At 66.5% G+C, this 18001-nt stretch carries 22 protein-coding genes; 14 read left to right on the top strand and 8 right to left on the bottom strand.

What is annotated here, in order from left to right; all coding sequences use genetic code 11:
* Nucleotide 1: 1 nt before the first annotated feature.
* The 3 genes from ACQY9P_RS16435 to spt all read left to right on the top strand — a co-directional run bounded on the left by ACQY9P_RS16435 (nt 2) and on the right by spt (nt 2509).
* Nucleotides 2-940, top strand: a complete 939-nt coding sequence (locus ACQY9P_RS16435; RefSeq protein WP_421738141.1) for an NAD-dependent epimerase/dehydratase family protein — start codon at nt 2-4, stop codon at nt 938-940.
* A gap of 97 nt (nt 941-1037) precedes the next feature.
* Complete coding sequence (locus ACQY9P_RS16430; RefSeq protein ID WP_421738142.1) at nt 1038-1289, top strand: acyl carrier protein; 252 nt, start codon at nt 1038-1040, stop codon at nt 1287-1289.
* A gap of 2 nt (nt 1290-1291) precedes the next feature.
* A complete protein-coding gene (gene spt, locus ACQY9P_RS16425; RefSeq protein WP_421738143.1) occupies nt 1292-2509 on the top strand; it encodes a serine palmitoyltransferase in 1218 nt (405 codons plus the stop codon).
* Nucleotides 2510-2527: 18 nt separating this feature from the next.
* Here spt and ACQY9P_RS16420 read toward each other — a convergent pair whose 3' ends face one another.
* From ACQY9P_RS16420 to ACQY9P_RS16410, 3 genes are read right to left on the bottom strand one after another with little or no spacing between them, the layout of a single operon-like run.
* Nucleotides 2528-3460 carry a hypothetical protein gene (locus tag ACQY9P_RS16420; protein ID WP_421738144.1) on the bottom strand — a complete coding sequence of 311 codons (933 nt, stop codon included), beginning with the start codon at nt 3458-3460 and terminating at the stop codon, nt 2528-2530.
* Nucleotides 3457-4374, bottom strand: coding sequence for a diacylglycerol/lipid kinase family protein (locus ACQY9P_RS16415; protein WP_421738145.1), 918 nt, complete (start codon nt 4372-4374; stop codon nt 3457-3459). Before ACQY9P_RS16415 ends, ACQY9P_RS16420 begins: the two co-directional genes overlap by 4 nt.
* Entirely contained in the window at nt 4374-5429 is a 1056-nt protein-coding gene (locus ACQY9P_RS16410) for a CDP-alcohol phosphatidyltransferase family protein (protein WP_421738317.1), read from the bottom strand. Before ACQY9P_RS16410 ends, ACQY9P_RS16415 begins: the two co-directional genes overlap by 1 nt.
* Before the next feature lie 158 nt (nt 5430-5587).
* On the opposite strand from ACQY9P_RS16410, the gene ACQY9P_RS16405 reads away from it, so the two are divergent.
* Entirely contained in the window at nt 5588-6481 is an 894-nt protein-coding gene (locus tag ACQY9P_RS16405) for a metallophosphoesterase family protein (protein ID WP_421738146.1), read from the top strand.
* Between the two features lie 2 nt (nt 6482-6483).
* Here ACQY9P_RS16405 and ACQY9P_RS16400 read toward each other — a convergent pair whose 3' ends face one another.
* Nucleotides 6484-7020: a DUF2141 domain-containing protein gene (locus ACQY9P_RS16400; RefSeq protein WP_421738147.1), complete on the bottom strand. Its 537-nt coding sequence runs from the start codon at nt 7018-7020 to the stop codon at nt 6484-6486.
* Here ACQY9P_RS16400 and ACQY9P_RS16395 point away from each other — a divergent pair.
* From ACQY9P_RS16395 to ACQY9P_RS16375, 5 genes are read left to right on the top strand one after another with little or no spacing between them, the layout of a single operon-like run.
* Nucleotides 7019-7456, top strand: a complete 438-nt coding sequence (locus tag ACQY9P_RS16395) for an HIT family protein (protein ID WP_421738148.1) — start codon at nt 7019-7021, stop codon at nt 7454-7456. The two genes, ACQY9P_RS16400 and ACQY9P_RS16395, sit on opposite strands and share 2 nt — an antisense overlap.
* Before the next feature lie 38 nt (nt 7457-7494).
* Nucleotides 7495-8658: an LptF/LptG family permease gene (locus ACQY9P_RS16390; protein WP_421738318.1), complete on the top strand. Its 1164-nt coding sequence runs from the start codon at nt 7495-7497 to the stop codon at nt 8656-8658.
* The gene (locus tag ACQY9P_RS16385) at nt 8658-9719 is read left to right on the top strand and encodes an LptF/LptG family permease (protein WP_421738149.1); all 1062 of its coding nucleotides are present in this window, start codon (nt 8658-8660) and stop codon (nt 9717-9719) included. The genes ACQY9P_RS16390 and ACQY9P_RS16385 overlap by 1 nt, the downstream gene beginning before the upstream one ends.
* A complete protein-coding gene (locus ACQY9P_RS16380) occupies nt 9719-10870 on the top strand; it encodes a dATP pyrophosphohydrolase (protein ID WP_421738150.1) in 1152 nt (383 codons plus the stop codon). Before ACQY9P_RS16385 ends, ACQY9P_RS16380 begins: the two co-directional genes overlap by 1 nt.
* Nucleotides 10867-11622, top strand: coding sequence for a nucleotidyltransferase family protein (locus ACQY9P_RS16375; RefSeq protein WP_421738151.1), 756 nt, complete (start codon nt 10867-10869; stop codon nt 11620-11622). Before ACQY9P_RS16380 ends, ACQY9P_RS16375 begins: the two co-directional genes overlap by 4 nt.
* Nucleotides 11623-11675: 53 nt before the next feature.
* Here the strand turns inward: ACQY9P_RS16375 and ACQY9P_RS16370 are convergent, their stop codons facing one another.
* A complete protein-coding gene (locus tag ACQY9P_RS16370) occupies nt 11676-12431 on the bottom strand; it encodes an NTP transferase domain-containing protein (RefSeq protein ID WP_421738152.1) in 756 nt (251 codons plus the stop codon).
* Between the two features lie 120 nt (nt 12432-12551).
* Nucleotides 12552-13271: an arsenical resistance protein ArsH gene (gene arsH, locus ACQY9P_RS16365; RefSeq protein ID WP_421738153.1), complete on the bottom strand. Its 720-nt coding sequence runs from the start codon at nt 13269-13271 to the stop codon at nt 12552-12554.
* Nucleotides 13272-13335: 64 nt separating this feature from the next.
* On the opposite strand from arsH, the gene ACQY9P_RS16360 reads away from it, so the two are divergent.
* The 5 genes from ACQY9P_RS16360 to ACQY9P_RS16340 all read left to right on the top strand — a co-directional run bounded on the left by ACQY9P_RS16360 (nt 13336) and on the right by ACQY9P_RS16340 (nt 16941).
* Nucleotides 13336-13707 (top strand): ArsR/SmtB family transcription factor, encoded by a 372-nt coding sequence (locus ACQY9P_RS16360; RefSeq protein ID WP_421738154.1) that lies wholly within the window; start codon nt 13336-13338, stop codon nt 13705-13707.
* Nucleotides 13704-14240, top strand: coding sequence for an arsenate reductase ArsC (locus ACQY9P_RS16355; RefSeq protein ID WP_421738155.1), 537 nt, complete (start codon nt 13704-13706; stop codon nt 14238-14240). Before ACQY9P_RS16360 ends, ACQY9P_RS16355 begins: the two co-directional genes overlap by 4 nt.
* A 24-nt stretch (nt 14241-14264) precedes the next feature.
* Nucleotides 14265-15344 (top strand): ACR3 family arsenite efflux transporter, encoded by a 1080-nt coding sequence (gene arsB, locus ACQY9P_RS16350; RefSeq protein WP_421738156.1) that lies wholly within the window; start codon nt 14265-14267, stop codon nt 15342-15344.
* 3 nt (nt 15345-15347) lie between these two features.
* On the top strand, nt 15348-15773 hold the full coding sequence (gene arsC, locus ACQY9P_RS16345; RefSeq protein ID WP_421738157.1) for an arsenate reductase (glutaredoxin): 426 nt from the start codon (nt 15348-15350) through the stop codon (nt 15771-15773).
* Nucleotides 15774-15900: 127 nt separating this feature from the next.
* Nucleotides 15901-16941, top strand: coding sequence for a substrate-binding domain-containing protein (locus ACQY9P_RS16340; RefSeq protein WP_421738158.1), 1041 nt, complete (start codon nt 15901-15903; stop codon nt 16939-16941).
* A gap of 75 nt (nt 16942-17016) precedes the next feature.
* On the opposite strand, the gene ACQY9P_RS16335 is transcribed toward ACQY9P_RS16340, so the two are convergent.
* Both ACQY9P_RS16335 and ACQY9P_RS16330 read right to left on the bottom strand, forming a co-directional pair.
* Entirely contained in the window at nt 17017-17361 is a 345-nt protein-coding gene (locus ACQY9P_RS16335; RefSeq protein ID WP_421738159.1) for a hypothetical protein, read from the bottom strand.
* Nucleotides 17362-17385: 24 nt separating this feature from the next.
* Nucleotides 17386-18000 (bottom strand): DUF882 domain-containing protein, encoded by a 615-nt coding sequence (locus ACQY9P_RS16330; protein WP_421738160.1) that lies wholly within the window; start codon nt 17998-18000, stop codon nt 17386-17388.
* Nucleotide 18001 lies beyond the last annotated feature (1 nt).

Below are 18001 nucleotides of genomic sequence, written 5' to 3'. Positions count from 1 at the left end.
CATGACCAAGGGCGTCGTCGCTGTGACCGGCGGCACCGGCTTCCTTGGTCGGCGGCTGGTGAGCGCCCTGGCGAGGGACGGATGGACCGTGCGCGTTCTGGCCCGCCGCGATATCGTCGATCCGCACTGGGCCGACATCGAACCCCAGCTCGTGATCGGCGGCCTGTCGGACCAGCGGGCGGTCCAGACCCTGTGCGCCGGCGCGACCGTCGTCATCCACGTGGCCGGACTGATCAAGGCGCGCTCGCGGGCCGATTTCGACCGCACCAATGTGGATGGCGCGCGCGGCATCGCCCTGGCGGCCCGGGCAGCGAGCGCGCGACTGATCGTGGTGTCCAGCCTGACGGCCCGCGAGCCGTCGCTGTCGGACTACGCCGCCAGCAAACGGGCTGGCGAGGACGCGGCGCGCAAGGCGTTCGGTGAGGCTCTCACCATTATCCGGCCGCCGGCCATCTACGGACCGGGCGACATGGAAACGCTGGAGCTGTTCAAGGCCGCCCAAACGGCGCCCTTTCTGCCGGTTCTGGATCCCGCCGCCCGGATCGCGATGATCCACGTCGAGGACGCCGCCGCCCAGATCACCGCCGCCGCCGGCCAACATATCCCGGGCGTCTTTGCCCTGTCGGACGATCGAACGGACGGCTACAGCTGGTCTGAAGTCATGGAAGCAGTCTCTCGGGCGGTGGATCGAACGCCCCGCCTCATGAGAATTTCACCGTCGATTCTGAGGGGGCTGGCCTGGCTCTCACAGCATTTCGCGGCGATAACCGGTAACATTTCGATCTTCACATCTGGAAAAGCGCGAGAAATGCTCCATTTGGATTGGAGTCTTTCGCCCAGCGAAACGCTGCCCGTAACTATCGCGACGCGATACGGGATCGAATCCGGGTTCGCCCACAGCGTGCATTGGTATCGCACGAACGGGTTTTTGGTTGCGTGAACATGACAGTAGCATTCAATTTTGACAGGAATCCGACAAGAGGCCTGTTACTAAGTGCGTTAATTGGGCCCGCTAACGGGGGTATCGGCGAGTCGGCATGAAAGCGGTTACGGATCTTACCTTGCGTGAAATCGGTCTCGCTGCGTCCACGGTACTGGGGCGCACCGTGGAGGTTTCCGATGAAACACATATCAGCCGTGACCTGCAGGTCGATTCCCTGGCCCTGATGAACATCATCATGGAACTGGAAGACGCGTTCGACATCTCGATCCCGCTTGATCGTCTGGCCTCGGTCGAGACGGCGGGCGACCTGTCTGATTTGATCAAAGACCTTCGGAACAAGGGATAACCATGGGGCTGTTCGACAAGCACCTCGCCTACCGCGACGCCTATCAGGCCATCCGCGCAGCCGGGGCCGATCCCTTCAATGTCCGTTTCGACGCCGTCATGTCGCCGACCGAAGGCGTGATCGATGGCCGTCCCACGATCCTGTTGGGCACCAACAACTATCTGGGCCTCACCTTCGACGCCGAAGCGATCGCCGCATCGGTGAAAGCCGTCCAGGAACGCGGCACCGGCACCACAGGCTCGCGAATCGCCAATGGCAGCTTCGAGGCGCACGTCGAACTGGAACAGGCCCTGGCCAAGTTCTATCGCCGCAAACACGCCATGGTGTTCACCACCGGCTACCAGGCCAATCTGGGCGTGCTGTCGACTCTGGTCGGTCGCGGCGACCACCTGATTCTGGACGCCGATAGCCACGCCAGCATCTATGACGGCTCACGCCTCGGCCACGCCGAGGTCATCCGCTTCCGCCACAACGACCCCGAGGACCTCTACAAGCGTCTGCGCCGCATGAAGGATGTGCCCGGCGAGCGCCTCATCGTGGTCGAGGGTATCTATTCGATGATGGGCGACACCGCGCCGCTCAAGGAAATCGCGGCCGTCAAACGCGAGCTTGGCGGCTATCTGCTGGTCGACGAAGCCCACTCGATGGGCGTTCTGGGCGAACACGGTCGCGGTCTGGCCGAGCTGGAAGGCGTCGAGGACGATGTCGACTTCGTGGTCGGCACCTTCTCAAAGAGCCTGGGCGCCATCGGCGGCTTCTGCGTCTCCAACCTGGACGACTTCGACGTCATGCGCGTCGTCTGCCGCCCCTACATGTTCACCGCGTCGCTGCCGCCGGCCGTGGTCAGCTCGACCATCGTCGCGCTGCGCCGCCTGGAAGAAGCGCCGGAACTGCGCCATCGCCTGATGGCCAACGCCCGCCGCCTCTATGACGGCCTGACCAAACTGGGCTTCCAGACCGGTCCGACCGCCAGCCCGATCGTGGCGATCACCATGCCCAGCCAGGAAAGCGCCATCAGCATGTGGAACACCCTGCTCCACAACGGCGTCTATCTGAACCTGGCCCTGCCGCCTGCTACGCCCGACAGCCGTCCGCTGCTGCGCACCAGCGTCAGCGCCGCTCACACCGACGAGCAGATCGACAAGGTCCTGGCCGTGTTCGCGGAAGTCGGCGCGGCGCTGGGCCTGATCGACAACCAGCGTCAGCGCGCTTCGGCCTGATATGCGCGGGCCGAGGCCTCAGGCCTCGGCCTTGCGACGCGCGCGCTGCACGCGCCACAATCGCCACAACACCCCCGGGGCCGCCAGGACCGGGTGCTTCTCGCGCCACGGCGTCAGTGGCACGGCGATGCCTGTGTGGCGTTCGATCTTCCACGCCGCGTAGCGGGCCGCGCCCTCGAAGGTGAAGGCGGCCTTGACCAGACGGGCGACGTTCAGCGACTTGCCCAGCCTCCGCCGCACCCGCCAGGCCCTGGCGAAGCGGGCTCGCGCCTCTTCGGTCAGATTGGGCTGGACCGATCCCGGCGCGAGGAGGTCGAGCAGGCCCTGTTCACGCCAGCACCGGATCAGAAGCAGGTCGTAGCGCGCGGCGTCGAAGGCCAGGATGGACTGTTCGCGACCGCCCCGCTCGACCCGGAACTCGGCCTTGTAGGTCTGCTGGAACAGCGTCGACCAATAGGCCTGGGATGCCCCTTCGGCGGGGCCAAGCGCCGCCGCAAACCGCGCTGCCGAGTGGGCGGCCTCGGCGACGGCGTTGATCACGACCGGCTCGACCTCGACGCCGGAAGACCAGACCAGGGCCGAAGGCTGCACGAAGCGGGTCCAGATGGTGGTGTCGATTTCGCGCCCCCGCGCGGCCAGCGCGAACTGGGCCAGCGTCATCGAGGCGACCTTGGCGCGCAGGGTGCGGCCCTGGTGTTCGGCTTCGTGGTAGCTGACATCCGGCCAGAGCGTGCGCCCCAGCACTCCCCGCCAGCCGCGGCGGGGCCCGTCCGTAAGCACGTAGAAGTCCATGACCCCGTCGAGGTCACCGGTTCTGAGCACCGAACCGTAGAACAGCACCGCCACGGGATTCTCGAAGGCTTCGACCAGAGCGGCGGCGAACGCCACCGCGTGCGGCGGCGCCGGAGCACGCAGTTCGGCCTCGATCATCGCCGTAACCGCGCTGGTCATGACGCCAGGAACCGCAGGGTGGGCCCCAGCGAGACGGTCATGCCGCCGGTCCCTTCGTAGATCTCGCCATCCAGCACGAAGGATTCGCTGGTCTCTATCCGCAGGATGCTGGCGTCACCCCGGCGATAACCGCGCCGCGCCAGCCAGGGGGCGTCACCGCCGCTCAGCAGGGTCACCAGGGCCTTGAGCAGGCGCTTGGGCTGGGCGTCGACGTCCAGCGCCTTGAGCCCCTCGCGCGGGGGGCCGAAAGGCTTGATCCCCAAAGGCAGGCGCTTCAGCGTCGTAGCCATTAACAGGAAGCGGGGGCCCTTCGGCGCCGGTTCGCCGTCTATCGACAGATCGACCGGCACGCCCTCGCGCCAGTGGTCTCGCGCCCCTCCAAACAACGCGCCCGCCGCCGCGCCGGCCAGGGTCAGACCGACGGACAGCCCCTGAAAGGCCCCCATGCGGTTGACGCTCTTGGACATCCGGGTGGCCCGCACGAAGGCGCCCAGACCGAACACGAAACCGCGCAGGGTCGGGCGGCTGTCGTCCCAGGACACTTCCAGCGGCGCGCGATTCTTGATCACCGCCCCGGGCGAGCGCGCGGCGATCAAGGTCTCCCGCAAGGTCCAGTCGCGCGCCACGCCCAGGTCGATGGCCAGGACGTTGGTCTTGCCCGAGGGCAGGATGGCGATCAGGGGTGGCCGGTCACCAAAGGCGCGCGACAGCAGACTGAGGACATCGCGGATCGTGCCATCCCCGCCGTCGATCACCAGCAACTCGACACCGCGCGCCGCGAAGGCCCGAAGATCGACTTCCAGCGCCTCGCGCGTGGCCGGCTTGACCAGCATCACGTCATCGGGGGCCCAGTACTCCGCATCCCGTCCCATATTGGCGTGACTGCGCGGATTATGGACGACGCCGACCTTCATCAGCGCGACAGCCAGGAGGTGACGGAGCCCCTGGGCGCGACCAGGGCCTGCAGGATCTGCGCCGCGTGCACCACCAGACAGATCGCCGTCCAGGCCGCCACCAGCCCGAAACCGATATCCGGCCGGCCAACCAGTGTCGTGGCGGTCAGGAACAGCAGGTTGGGGTTCCGGCGCGCGGTGATCAGCCTGAAGAAGCTGTCGAACGGCCGCCAGGCGTGCATTTCCACCTTGAAGAGGGCCAGGAAGATCCCCTCCTCGATCCGCTGGGCCACATAGCCGCCGACAATGATCGCCAGCAGCAGCCCGCCATTCGGCACGGTCAGGCCCAGCGCGCCCAGACCAACGAACCAGGCCCACCACCAGAACGGCGGGTGGATCAGGTCGATGCTGTGATCGAAGACGTTCCCCCACTTGGACGAGGTCAGGGTCACCCGGGCCAGCTTGCCGTCGACGGTGTCCAGGAAGGTCATGATCCAGGCGCAGACTAGGCCGGCGCCGTATTGACCCGTCCAGAACAGGTAGAAGGCGGCCAGCACCATCAGGAAACTGGCGAAGGTCACCATGTTGGGCGTCAGCCCGGCCAGGGCGCACCAGCGCGTGACCACGCGGGCCGGCGCGGGCCAGACGTACTTGGTCACAAGGTCGGTGACGCCCTTATACGAGCCCTTGAACAGTCGCTTTTCGACGGCGTCCACCGTGTCCGGCGTCAGGCGCTCCAGCACCGGCGGCTCGCGCTTGCGCAGTTCGCTGTTGTAGGCCGAGCCCAGTTCCATCGCGGTCAGGCGCGGGGCGTCGCCCAGCACGACCGAAAGGTCCTTGCCCTCGGCCAAAACCCCCATGCCGGCGGTGGCGCGATCGCGGGGCAGGTTATAGGCCACCACCCGCCCCTCGCCGTCGACGAGAGCAACGCCGCGCCGTCCGGCAAGGGCGCGGATCAGCGATTCGTCGAACACCCAGCCGGCGTTGACCACGACCGCGTCGGAGCCACTGGGCGCGGCGGCTTCCGTGAGGCCAACGCGGCCATAGATGCGCGACAGGCGCTGGGCCGAGGTCATGCCCCAGATACGCGTCGTCGCCTCGCCGACGGTCACCGCCGCCAGGCTGGCGTCGCCGCCTTGATTACTTCCGCCGGTCAATGTGCAAGAACCCCTTGAAACCCGTGGCGATTGATAAGCAGCTTCGCGGGCCTATGACCAGAATCCGCGACCGAGACTTGTCGATATTCCGCATTGCTCACCTGTCCGATCCGCACCTGCCGCCGCCCAAGGGCGCTTTCGGCTGGCGGGACATCGCGTCCAAGCGCCTTCTGAGTCGCATTGCCTGGCGTCGCAAACACAAGGAACACCAGCCCGACGTGCTGGCCGCGATCGTCGCAGACATCAAGGCCTATGCGCCCGACCACATCGCCCTCACCGGTGACCTGACCAATTTCGCCTCGACCGTCGAAGTCGAGGCCGCGCGCCTTTGGCTAAGCTCCCTTGGCGCTTCAGATAGGATCACTCTGAGCCCCGGCAACCACGACGCGCTTGTCAAAGGCCCCGGACCGGAACGATTCGCGCCCTGGTCGGACTGGCTGGGCGACGATCGAGCGACCGCCTTTCCGCAAGTGCGCCTGCGGGGACAGGTGGCGATCTTCAACCTGTGCTCGGCCGTACCGACCGCGCCGCATCTGGCCACCGGCCGGCTGGGTCAGGCTCAACTGGCGCGCCTGGACGCCCTGCTGGCCGATCCGGCCCATCGCGATCACTTCCGTGTCGTGCTGATCCATCACCCGCCGATCCGGGGGGCGGTTTCCAGGCGCAAGTCCTTGGACGACCAGGACGCCCTGCGCGAGGTCCTGGCGCGACGCGGCGGCGATCTGGTGCTGCACGGCCACGCTCACGAAGGCCTGGTGTCGACCATGCCGGGCCCGGCCGGCGCCGCGATCCCGGTCCTGGGCGCTCCCTCGGCCTCCGCCATGGGGGGCGGCAAGCACCCGGCGGCGCGCTGGCACGCGATCGAGATCGACCGGGACGACGCTGGAGCGACCGTGGTTCGCGTCATCGCGCGCGGGCTGGATTCGCGGACGGGACAGGTCACGGAACTGGGTCGCTACGTGCTGGCCTGATCTCACCGCCCGTAGCGCATCCTCACGCGCAGAGCGTTCTCTCCGGCCTTTACGGCGAACCGCACCGCGTCGAACGACGGCACGCCGAACTTGGTCGCGGCGTCGTTGGAGAACCCAAATCCCTCGGTCGGCAAGCCCAGGCGATTGCGGTCAAAGTCACTGTTGCCGTTAGCGTCGTGATAGACGGCCACGGCGTAGACGTCCGGCCCGGGCAGGTTGAAACAGACTCGCATCGTCGGCGCGCTGGCCTTGGCCCGCAGGCGAAGAAGCTTTCCGCGCGGGGCCAGGAACCGGCGCGGATCTGACGGATAGACCGTCACGACCACGTCCCCCTCGGTCGAAGCCACCTGGGATATCTGGACAGAGAGCCGGCTCGCGCCGTCACGACCCGCGCAGTCTTCCTCGGCTGTCGCGGATGAGGCCGATACGAGCAGCCCCGCCAGCGCCGCGACAAACAACGCCGATCTTGCTTCCATGAAAAAGGCCGGGTCCCTATTGTGAATCGGCGGCGGACAACGCCACGAGGCGAGCCTGTTCATGACCAATCCAACCGCCGCGACGTTTGGCTATCCCCAAACCAGGGTGGCCGAAACCGACCACTGGCTCGTTCTGGTTCGTCCCAAACAACCGACATTTGGATCACTGGTCCTTATATGCAAGGAAAAGGCAGAGGCGTTCTCGCAATTGAGCACCCCCGCCTTTGCCGATTTGAAGGTCGCGATCGACGGAATCGAGCGATTGCTGGGCAAGGTCGTGGCCTATGAGAAGATCAACTACCTGATGCTGATGATGGTCGACCGCGACGTGCACTTCCACGTCATCCCCCGCTACGAAGGCGACCGTGTCCATGAGGGTCGCACGTTCACGGACGCCGGCTGGCCCGCTGCGCCGGCTCTTGGCTCGACCGTCGACCTGGACGCCGGGTCGGCGGCCGCTCTGGCGGGAATGCTGGCCCGGGAATGGACGGCGGTGTGAGCAGTCCAGTGCCCAACCTGCGTCTCATCGATCGTTATATGCTCAAGCTGGTGGCCTGGCCGATGGTCGGTTGCCTGGGTGTCACCGTCGTAGCCCTGCTGCTGGAGCGCATCCTGCGACTGCTGGACGCCCTGTCCCAGAGCAGCGCCCGTTTTGGCTATGTCACCGAACTGGCCGCCAACCTGGTGCCGCACTATCTGGGCTTGGCCCTGCCCGTGGCCTTCTTCGTCGCGCTGTTCATCGTGATCACCAAGCTGTCGGACGGTTCCGAGATCGACGCTCTGCTGGCCAGCGGCCAGTCGCTGAGCCGAATCGCGGTTCCGTTTGTCTGTGTCGGCCTTCTGCTGACCGCCTTCAGCGTCGCCCTGTTCGGCTACAGCCAGCCCTACAGCCGCTATGCCTATCGCTCGGTGATGCACGCGGCGGTCAACGCCGGCTGGAACGGCCGACTGTCGGGCGGGGCCTTCATCGACGAAGACAACCTGCTGATGACCGCCGACGACGCCGATCCGGCCGGCCAGAGCCTGACCCGCGTCTTCATCAGGCGGCTGGACGCCAAGGGCCGCGAAGAGGTGATCACCGCGGCCACCGCCGACCTCCAGGCCGACGCGGCCGGCGACAAGGTCACCCTGTTGCTGAGGCGCGGCCAGAGGATCGGCGCTGACGCCGCCGGCGGCTATCGCACCCTGGTCTTCGACCAGTTCGTCACCGAGATGCCGCTGGCCGGCGCGGCGACCCTGCTGCGCGCGCGCGGCGGCGACGAGCGCGAGCTGACCCTGGGCGAACTGGCCCGGCAGGCGGCCTCGGGCCATTCCGTGCTGCCCAGGGCGACCCTGCTGGCCGAGCTCTACGGCCGTCTGGCCCGCGCCGCCTTCCTGCCGTTCCTGCCCCTTCTGGCCTTCCCGCTGGGCCTCGCGGCCAAACGCGGCAACCGCACCCCTGGCCTGATCGTCGCCGGCGTCCTGCTGCTGGCGTTCCAGCACTCCCTGCAGCTGGGTCAGAGCCTGGCCGAGGCCGGCAAGGCCAATCCGGCCGTGGCGATCTGGACGCCGTTCCTGGTGTTCACGGGCTTCAGCGTCTGGATGTTCCTGGGCAGTCGCAAGCGTCCAGGCGACACCCCCGTCACCCGTCTGGTGCGGGCGATCGGCGACACGATCAAGCGCTGCGTCCGCATGGTTCTTCCCAGCAAGCAGGCCGCGTGATGAGGCTTCAGCGTTATGTCCTGACCGTCGTCGCGACGCGCATTCTCGGCGCCGCGGTCATTCTGATGAGCATCCTGCAGATCCTGGACCTGCTGGAAGTGACCACCGACATCCTCGACCGGGGTCTGGGCATGGGCGGGGTGCTGTACTACGCCGCCCTGCGCGCGCCGCGCCTGGTGGAGCAGATCGCGCCGATCAGTGTGCTTGCCGGCGGCCTGTTCGCGTTCTCGCAACTGGCCCGCGAAAGCGCGGTGATCGCCATGCGCGCCGCCGGGATCTCGGCCTATCGCATCGTGGCCATGGCTGCGCCCGCCGCGTTGGCCGTGATGCTGTTGGACTTCGCCTGCGCGCAGGTGATCGCTCCTCGCACCGATCCGATCCTGAACGCCTGGTGGCAAGCCACCACGCCGGCTGCCGACAGGAAGGCCGAAGGCCCGCGCAGCTTCCGGGTCGGCGACGACCTGGTCATCGCTGGCGCCAGCACGCCCGACGGCCGCGCCCTGACCGCAGTGAAGATCTATCGCCGCGACAAGACCAGCCGCCTAATCGAACGCATTGAGGCGTCTTCGGCGACCCTGGGCGCCAAGGGCTGGGAACTGCGCGACCCCGTCACCGCCCGGTTCACCGGCGAGCGCACCGACACCGTCAGCGCCAGCCAGATGACCTGGACCTCGCCCCTGCGCCCCGTCGACGTGCAAGCCCTGTTTTCCGACAATCCCGCGCCGTCCGCCGGCTCGGCCCGTCGCGCCCTGCTGAATGGCGGCACTGACCGTCCGGCCAGCTATTACGAGACGCGCCTGCTGGGGGCCTTCGCCGGCCCGTTCGGGGCGCTGATCATGTTGCTGCTGAGCGCGCCCGTGGCCCTGGCCAACTTCCGCAGCAGCCAGGGCGCGGTGCTGCTCACCACCGGCCTCGCCTCGGGCCTGATCTTCCTGGTCGCCGATGGCCTGCTGTCGGCCTTGGGCGAAAGCGGCGCGATCTCGCCCCTTCTGGCGGTGTGGGGCGGCCCCGTGATCTTCGGGGCTCTGGCCATCACCGCTCTCGTTTCCCTGGAGGGCTAATGCCTTTCGACGCTCAGAACGCCGACCTCACGGTCATTCCCGTCAGGACCCCGGCCGAAATGCGGCGGTTCATCGCCCTGCCCGCGCGCCTCAACGCCCGCGATCCCAACTGGATCACGCCCTTGACGATGGAGCGTTCGGAGGCGCTGTCGCCCAAGACCAATCCGTTCTTCGAGCACGCCGAGGTGCAGCTTTGGCTGGCCGTACGCGGCGGGCGGGACGTGGGCCGGATCAGCGCCCAGATCGACGCCCTGGCCCCCCAGGCGGAAGGCCAGAAAACCGGCAATTTCGGACTGATCGCGGCCGAGAACGATCCGGAGATCTTCAAGATCCTGTTCCGCGCCGCCGAGGATTGGCTGCGCGACCGCCAATGCACCCGGGCGCTTGGTCCTTTCAACCTGTCGATCAACGAGGAGGTCGGCCTGCTGGTGGACGGCTTCGACACCCCGCCGATGGTGATGATGGGCCACGACCCCGCCTATACGGGCCAGAGGGTCGAGGAGCAGGGCTACGCCAAGGCCAAGGACGTCTACGCCTATCTTTGCGACCCGACCGCCGACCTGCCGACCGTGGTGGTGCGTCGCGTCCGCCGTGGCCTGCCCGCAGGCGTCACCCTGCGCGAGCTGGACATGAGCCGCTACGACCAGGAAGTGGTGTCTCTGACCGAGATCCTTAACGACGCCTGGGCTGGCAACTGGGGTTTCGTGCCCACCACCGAGGCCGAGACGGCCCAGTTGGCCAAGGCCCTCAAACCCGTCATCGAAAAGAAGATGACCCTGTTCGCCGAGATCGACGGCGAGCCCGCGGGCTTCATCGTGCTCCTGCCCAATATCAACGAAGCGATCCGCGACCTGAAGGGCAAGCTTCTGCCGTTCGGTTGGGCCAAGCTGCTGTGGCGGTTGAAGGTCAGGGGCCTGAAGTCGGCGCGGGTGCCGCTGATGGGCGTAAAGCGCAAGTTCGCCGACACCATGCGCGGGCAGTTGCTTCCGTTCCACCTGATGAACGCCGGCCGCGATGCGTCCCTGGCGCTGGGCTACACCAAGTTCGAGTTCTCGTGGGTGCTGGAAGAGAACATGCCGATGCGCCGGATCTCCGAGGCCATGGGCGCTGAGATTTACAAGACCTATCGCATCTACGAGAAGGCGCTTTGAGCGCCTTTCAGGCGCTTGTCTTGGCCGGCTCTCGCGGCGGGGTCGATCCCGTCGCGGACTATGCCGGCGTACGCCACAAGGGCCTGATCGTCCTGGGCGGCGAGACCCTGCTGACGCGGGTGCTGCGGGCGGTGGATCAGGCGGGCGCGAGCTGGGTGGGAGTCTCGACCTCGGATCCCGAGATCATCGCGGCCCTGACCAGCATGGCCAAAGCCGGTCCGCTGCCCGCCGCCGGTGGGCCCAGCCAGAGCGTGCATGACGGCGCCAGCATCATGGGCACGCCGCTACTGGTCACAACAGTAGATCACGCCCTCCTCCAGCCGGAATGGATCACCGAGTTCATCGCCAAGGCCCCGGCGGACTGCGACATCGCCGTGCTGATGGCCCCGGAAGCCGTGGTCCGCGCCGCCGCGCCGGAGACCAAGCGCACCTACTGGCGGTTCAGGGACGGCGGCTATTCGGGCTGCAACCTGTTCCTGCTGAAGAACGAGCGCGCCCTGAACGCCGTCGCCTTCTGGCGAAAGGCCGAAAGCTTGCGCAAGCAGCCGTGGCGCATCGCGGCCATGCTGGGGCCGGTGATGCTGGTTCGCTATGCGCTGGGGCTGATGACCCTGGACGAGACGCTTGAGCGGCTGGGCCGCGCGGCCGGCGTCAAGGCGGCGGTGGTGCGGTCGTGCTATGGTCTGGCGGCGGTGGATGTCGACAAGCCCGCGGATCTGGATCTGGTGCGCAGCCTGGTCGAGGCGGCCTAACCTATTGTCCGCTCTTCCCCGGCGAAGGCCGGGAAGAGCGGATTTTAAAAGACCTAAGCCTCCACCAGTTCCTTAACCCACGACGCCGCCAGTTCGCGATTGCGCGGCAGGTCCTCGGGGAAGTCCATCTCCGCCCAGTCCAGACCCTGGATCGACTGCACCCGGACCACATCATGCTCCTGGGCGATCTGGTTGATGACGCTGAGATACCAGCGCTTCAGGCCCTCGGGCGTGCGCAGGGCCGCCTCGACAATGCTGGTAAACAGGGCCGCGCCTTCCGCATCGAAGCGCAGGAAGCCGATCGACTCGGCGTCATAGGCCTCGATCGTCTTGCCGATGGCGCGCAGCGACAGGCCTTCGGTCAGCACCTTCATGTCGTCAGCGTCGTAGCCGTCCTTGCGGTCGATAGTGACGGTGATCGGGGCCGCGGGCGCGGCGATCAGGCGCTCGGCGATGGCGGGTTCGAACAGGGTGTCGCCGTTCAGCAGCAGGAAGTCGCCGACCATCTCGCCCCGCGCCAGCCAGCAGGTTGCCAGATTGTCGGTCAGGCCAAAGAACGGGTTGAACAGGGTCCGCACGGCCATGCCGGGCAGGTCCAGGCTGGCGATCTCGGCCTCGACGGTGTCGGCCGCGAAGCCGGTGACCACGACAGCTTCGGTGATACCAGCCTGACGCAGGTGGCGCAGCTGCCAGTGCAGCACCGTGCGTCCCGACAGCTCCACCAGGCACTTGGGACGGGTGTCCGTCAGCGGCGACAGGCGCTTGCCCTGGCCCGCGCTGAGGATGATGGCTTTGGTCGGATGCGCCACGGCGACTCGATTCACTTCTGGCCGCACGCGTCGGCGTCTGATTCAGAACAGGAAACTACAGGATACAGCCGCGCTCATATAGGGCCACAGCACTCGCCCGGCGAGGGGCGAGACGTCGCATTATGCGCCCCGCGCCACGGCGGCAGCGGGTTCGTTCAAAGGCGTAGCCTCTCCTCGGGCCTTTCGCTCGCTGTAGCGGTCCACGAGATGGTCGGCGTGGCCGCGCGTCAGCAGGGTGAACTTGACCAGTTCCTCCATCACATCGACGACCCGATCGTAATACGACGAGGGCTTCATGCGGCCGTTGTCCTCGAACTCCTTCCAGGCCATGGCCACCGATGACTGGTTGGGAATGGTGATCATCCGCATCCAGCGGCCCAGCAGGCGCAGGGTGTTGACCGCGTTGAACGACTGGGAACCGCCGCTGACCTGCATCACGGCCAGGGTCCGCCCCTGGGTGGGACGAACGCTGCCCAGCTCCAGCGGCAGCCAGTCGATCTGGCTTTTGAAGACCCCCGTGATGGCGCCGTGCCGCTCCGGGCTGCACCAGACCTGCCCTTCCGACCATAACGACAGCGCCCGCAGTTCCTGAACCTTGGGGTGGGCAGCGTCCTCCGAGTCTGGCAGCGGCAGGCCGCGCGGGTCGAAGATTTGGGTTTCGGCGCCAAGATGCTGGAGAATCCGCGCGGCTTCCTCGACCAGCAGGCGGCTGAACGAACGCTCCCGCAGAGAGCCATACAGCAGCAGGATACGCGGCGCGTGGTCCGGTCCGCCGGGCGCTAATCTTTGAAGCTGGGGCGAAGGCAGATAGGCGGCGTCGAGCGCGGGCAGATCGTTCACGGAAACTCCTGGGCGACGGGCGAGACGTCATTGCGACGTCGCATATTTCGATTATATTCGAAATATGGAAATATATCCCGCCGTTGCAACCCTTTCCGCCCTGGCCCACGTCGGGCGGCTGTCGGCCTTCCGTCTGCTGGTTCAGGCGGGGAGCCAAGGTCTGCCCGCCGGCGAGATCGCCCGCCGACTGGACATCCTGCCCAACACCCTGTCCAGCCACCTGGCCATCCTGGACCAAGCCGGACTGGCGCATGCGCGGCGCGAGGGCCGCTCGATCATCTACACCGCCGACTATGACGCGATGCAGCGGCTGCTGGGCTTCCTGCTGGAGGACTGCTGCAACGGCGCGCCGGAGATCTGCCGCCCGCTGAGCGACATGCTCTCCAAGGCCGCGCACTGCGATGGAACCTGCCTGACCGAACTGGAGACCGCATGAGCGACCAAGCCCGGCGTCCGTTGAACGTCCTCTTCCTCTGCACCCACAACTCGGCCCGCTCGATCATGGCCGAGTCGATCATGAACCGTGTGGGCGCGGGGCGCTTCAAGGCCTATTCGGCCGGATCGACGCCCAGCGGGACGATCAACCCGCACGCCATCCATCTTTTGCAGCACCTCAACTACAAGACCGACGACCTGCGCTCCAAGCCCTGGGATGAATTCTCAAAGGCCAGCAATCCAGACGCGCCGGATCTCGATTTCGTCTTCACCGTCTGCGACAATGCCGCGGGCGAGGTCTGTCCGGTCTGGCCTGGTCAGCCGATGACCGCCCACTGGGGTATTCCCGACCCGTCGGCGGCGACCGGTACGGACGCCGAAATCGCCCTGGCCTTCGCCGAGGCCTACCGGCAGCTGAACGCTCGCATCACCTTGTTCTGCGCCCTGCCGATGGCCTCGATCGACAGGCTGTCGCTGCAGAGACACCTAGACGAGATCGGCAAGTCGTTCGCGCCCGAAGACGCCGCCACCTGACCCCTCCTCCCGTCCGAGATCAGAATGTCCATCTTTGAACGCTACCTGACCCTCTGGGTGGCGCTATGCATCGTCATCGGCGTGGCCCTGGGCCACATGGCCGCTCCGGTCTTCAAGCTGATCGGTTCGGCCGAGATCGCCAGGGTCAACCTGCCGATGGCCGGCCTGATCTGGCTGATGATCATCCCCATGCTGATCAAGGTCGACTTCGCGGCCCTGGGCGAGGTCCGCAACCACTGGCGCGGCATCGGCGTGACCCTGTTCATCAACTGGGCGGTCAAGCCGTTCGGCATGGCGGCCCTAGGCTGGATCTTCATAGCCCACCTTTTTCGCCCGTGGCTGCCGGCCGACCAGATCGACAGCTACATCGCCGGCCTAATCCTCCTGGCGGCGGCGCCCTGCACGGCCATGGTCTTCGTCTGGAGCAACCTGACCCGGGGCGAGCCGAACTTCACGCTCAGCCAGGTGGCGCTGAACGACACCATCATGGTGGTGGCCTTCGCGCCCATCGTCGGCCTGCTGCTGGGCCTGTCGGCTATTACCGTGCCGTGGTCGACCCTGACCCTGTCGGTGGGCCTCTATATTGTCGTTCCGGTGATCATCGCTCAATTGATCCGCAAGGCGATGATGGCGTCGGGCGGACAGGCCGCGCTGGACGCCCTGATGACCAAGCTGCAGCCGCTGTCGATCGTCGCCCTGCTGGCGACCCTGGTGCTGCTGTTCGGCTTCCAGGGCGACCAGATCATCAGACAGCCGATGATCATCGCGCTTCTGGCCGTGCCAATCCTTATCCAGGTCTATTTCAACTCCGGACTGGCCTATCTGCTCAATCGCCTCACGGGCGAGGCCCATTGCGTCGCCGGCCCCTCGGCCCTGATCGGCGCCAGCAACTTCTTCGAACTGGCCGTGGCGGCGGCGATCAGCATCTTCGGCTTCCAGTCCGGCGCCGCGCTGGCCACGGTGGTCGGCGTTCTGATCGAGGTGCCTGTCATGCTGTCGGTCGTCGCCATCGTGAATGCCAGCCGGGGCTGGTATGAGCGCGGCGGGGCCGTTCGCAAGGTGGCCGCCAAACGCCGACCTCTTCCCGCCTCCTTGGACCACTGAAACATGACCGACACCGACTTTCCCGTGGTGATCTTCCACAATCCCGCCTGCGGCACATCCCGTAACGTGGTCGCCATCGCGCAGGCCGCAGGCTACGCCCCCACGGTCATCGAGTACTTGAAGGCTGGATGGACCCACGACCAACTGCTGGACCTCGCCCGCGAAGCCGGGGTCACCCTCCGGGACCTGATGCGCGACAAGGGTACGCCGGCTACCGAGCTGGGCCTGCTTGCGCCTGAGGCCACCGACGAGCAGATCCTCAACGCCATGGTCGAGCACCCGATCCTGGTCAATCGCCCGATCGTGGTCACGCCCAAGGGTGTCGCCCTCTGCCGCCCGTCTGAAAGAGTCTTCCCCTTGCTGGACAAGGTTCCGGACAGTTTCACCAAGGAGGATGGCGAGGTGGTTTCCAGCGAGCGGCGGATCTAGATCGAGACCCGCTCCGTACACAGAATTTCATGCCTGCGCTGTCGCGAAAACTTGATAAAAGTCGCCTGAACGGGTTGCCGCTCAACGCGTTCCCTCGACACCTGCACCAACATCCGGACCACGCCTCATGAACAAGCTCCTTGGAGCCGCCGCCGCTATCGGGCTGCTGGCCGCCGCCGATAACGCCTACGCCGCCCGCGACTATGTCTGGGCTGCTGGCTCTTCCACCGTGTTTCCGTTCTCGACGCGGGTGGCCGAAAACTACGCCAAGAAGACCGGCAAGAAGTCGCCCAAGATCGAGAGCCTGGGCACCGGCGGGGGCATCAAGATGTTCTGCGGCGGCGCCGGCGAGAAGTATCCCGACATCGCCAACGCCTCGCGGCCGATGAAGAAGTCCGAGTTCCAAGCCTGCCAGAAGGCCGGTGTGAAGGACATCGTGGAGCTGAAGATCGGCTTCGACGGCATCGTCGTGGCCATGGACAAGAAGTCGCCCGACTACAATTTCAAGCTCGAGCAGCTGTATCTGGGCCTGGCCGACAACAGCCTGCGCGGAACGCAGTTGGTCAAGAACCCCTACAAGACCTGGAACGAAGTCGGCCCTGGCCTGCCCAAGACCCGCATCCTGGTCTACGGGCCGCCGCCCACCTCGGGCACGCGTGACGCCTGGGTCGAGCTGGCAATCGACGGCGGCGCGTCCAAGCTGCCGACCCTGGCCAAGATGAAGGCCAGCGACGAGGCCGGCTTCAAGGCCAAGGTCTCGCCGATGCGCACCGACGGCGGCTGGGTCGACGCGGGTGAGAACGACAACGCCATCGTCGGCACCATCCAGAAGACGCCCAACGCCTTGGGCGTGTTCGGCTATTCCTTCCTCGAAGAGAACGCCAACAGCATCAAGGCCGCCAGCGTCAACGGCGTGAAGCCCACCGCACAGGCCATCGCCAGCGGCGCCTATCCGCTGTCCCGCTCGCTCTACATCTACGTCAAGAAGAGCCAGATCGGCGTGACGCCTGGCCTGAAGGAATTCATGTCCGAGTTCGTGTCCGACGCGGCCACCGGCCGGGGCGGTTACCTGCAGGGTCGCGGCCTGATCCCGCTGCCGCCCAAGCTGCACATGGACATGAAGGCCAGGGCTCAGTCGGCTCCGCCCATGCCGGCTCCGAAGTCGTAGCCACAAGCTTCTTCCTCCGGGCGGTCGCGAGATCGCCCGGGGTGAAGGAGCCTTTCTGACGGTGAAGCAACCGACCTAGTTCGGGGTTGCGCGCGAGGTCATGCCGGCCGCGGCCGCGTCGTCGGCCATCTGGGCGTCGATCGGCGGTGTGGCGCGATCGGGAGATGCGGTCGCGGGGGGCGGAGCAGGCTCTACCGGCACCTCGACCCTGTCGACCTGATGAGGCGTCTGCGCGGTGGAACTCGGCGTCGCCATGGCCGCCGAGGCGGCGTCATCGGCGGCGGACCGCATCTCGGGGCCGTCGTCATAGCCGCTCATACCCGCGGTCAGGAACAGAATGGCGCCAAAGGTGGCCAGGACGCCCACGACGAAGCCCAGCAGGATCCATCCGAATGGATTGCCGCGACGTTCAGCGCTCATTCCCTGCTCCCCTGCCCTCGCGGGCTAAGATCCCTGCCAGCGCCGGACAGGTCCGACATCGACGTGCACAAACCTGGTGTCGGGATAGTACCCGACACCGCCGCCACCGATCGCCAGCGCCGCGGCGCGGAGTCGATCAAGCGCGACATCCTCCAGATAGATATCCATCGCCTTGCCGTCCATGTGCAGGCTCCGCTTGGCCACCTCGCCACTGCGTTCATGCAGCATCGCGTTGGTGGCGGGCGAGCGATAACCCGAGATCACCTGGAACGGCTGGCGCGTTCCGGTCTTGCCTTGGATAGCGCCCAGCAGGTCAAACAGTTGCGGGTCCATCGCCCGCTCCTCGCCCGTCCGGTAATCGCGCAGCACCTTGTTCAGGGCTTCCAGCGCGTCGGGCACATAGGCGCCATTCTCCCAGTAGACGGCTTCGAGCTTTTCCTCGGTGTGGACGTTGTGCAGCGCCAGCCATTTCGGCTCCGGCGCCGACAGGATGGCCCCGATGATGTCGGCCTCTGGCTCCGGCGCGACCTGAACGACCGGACGGGTCGTGATTGAGGGCCCGGCATAGGCCGAGGGGCCAAGCAGGCCCGCGCCCACGGCGCCCAAGCCCAGGTGAAACAGCTTCCGTCTCGCGATCATG

This window comes from Caulobacter sp., assembly GCF_965279145.1.
Classification (GTDB): domain Bacteria; phylum Pseudomonadota; class Alphaproteobacteria; order Caulobacterales; family Caulobacteraceae; genus Caulobacter.
Note: the sequence above shows the minus strand (reverse complement) of the source record. Positions and strands in the feature narration are given on the sequence as shown.

What these genes read in the sequence shown, in the direction of transcription:
- ACQY9P_RS16435 (WP_421738141.1), top strand. Translation starts at nt 2, where the DNA reads ATGACCAAGGGCGTCGTCGCTGTGACCGGCGGCACCGGCTTCCTTGGT.
- ACQY9P_RS16430 (WP_421738142.1), top strand. Translation starts at nt 1,038, where the DNA reads ATGAAAGCGGTTACGGATCTTACCTTGCGTGAAATCGGTCTCGCTGCG.
- spt (WP_421738143.1), top strand. Translation starts at nt 1,292, where the DNA reads ATGGGGCTGTTCGACAAGCACCTCGCCTACCGCGACGCCTATCAGGCC.
- ACQY9P_RS16420 (WP_421738144.1), bottom strand. Translation starts at nt 3,460, where the DNA reads ATGACCAGCGCGGTTACGGCGATGATCGAGGCCGAACTGCGTGCTCCG.
- ACQY9P_RS16415 (WP_421738145.1), bottom strand. Translation starts at nt 4,374, where the DNA reads ATGAAGGTCGGCGTCGTCCATAATCCGCGCAGTCACGCCAATATGGGA.
- ACQY9P_RS16410 (WP_421738317.1), bottom strand. Translation starts at nt 5,429, where the DNA reads ATGACCTCGGCCCAGCGCCTGTCGCGCATCTATGGCCGCGTTGGCCTC.
- ACQY9P_RS16395 (WP_421738148.1), top strand. Translation starts at nt 7,019, where the DNA reads ATGACCAATCCAACCGCCGCGACGTTTGGCTATCCCCAAACCAGGGTG.
- ACQY9P_RS16400 (WP_421738147.1), bottom strand. Translation starts at nt 7,020, where the DNA reads ATGAACAGGCTCGCCTCGTGGCGTTGTCCGCCGCCGATTCACAATAGG.
- ACQY9P_RS16390 (WP_421738318.1), top strand. Translation starts at nt 7,495, where the DNA reads ATGCTCAAGCTGGTGGCCTGGCCGATGGTCGGTTGCCTGGGTGTCACC.
- ACQY9P_RS16385 (WP_421738149.1), top strand. Translation starts at nt 8,658, where the DNA reads ATGAGGCTTCAGCGTTATGTCCTGACCGTCGTCGCGACGCGCATTCTC.
- ACQY9P_RS16380 (WP_421738150.1), top strand. Translation starts at nt 9,719, where the DNA reads ATGCCTTTCGACGCTCAGAACGCCGACCTCACGGTCATTCCCGTCAGG.
- ACQY9P_RS16360 (WP_421738154.1), top strand. Translation starts at nt 13,336, where the DNA reads ATGGAAATATATCCCGCCGTTGCAACCCTTTCCGCCCTGGCCCACGTC.
- ACQY9P_RS16355 (WP_421738155.1), top strand. Translation starts at nt 13,704, where the DNA reads ATGAGCGACCAAGCCCGGCGTCCGTTGAACGTCCTCTTCCTCTGCACC.
- arsB (WP_421738156.1), top strand. Translation starts at nt 14,265, where the DNA reads ATGTCCATCTTTGAACGCTACCTGACCCTCTGGGTGGCGCTATGCATC.
- arsC (WP_421738157.1), top strand. Translation starts at nt 15,348, where the DNA reads ATGACCGACACCGACTTTCCCGTGGTGATCTTCCACAATCCCGCCTGC.
- ACQY9P_RS16340 (WP_421738158.1), top strand. Translation starts at nt 15,901, where the DNA reads ATGAACAAGCTCCTTGGAGCCGCCGCCGCTATCGGGCTGCTGGCCGCC.
- ACQY9P_RS16335 (WP_421738159.1), bottom strand. Translation starts at nt 17,361, where the DNA reads ATGAGCGCTGAACGTCGCGGCAATCCATTCGGATGGATCCTGCTGGGC.
- ACQY9P_RS16330 (WP_421738160.1), bottom strand. Translation starts at nt 18,000, where the DNA reads ATGATCGCGAGACGGAAGCTGTTTCACCTGGGCTTGGGCGCCGTGGGC.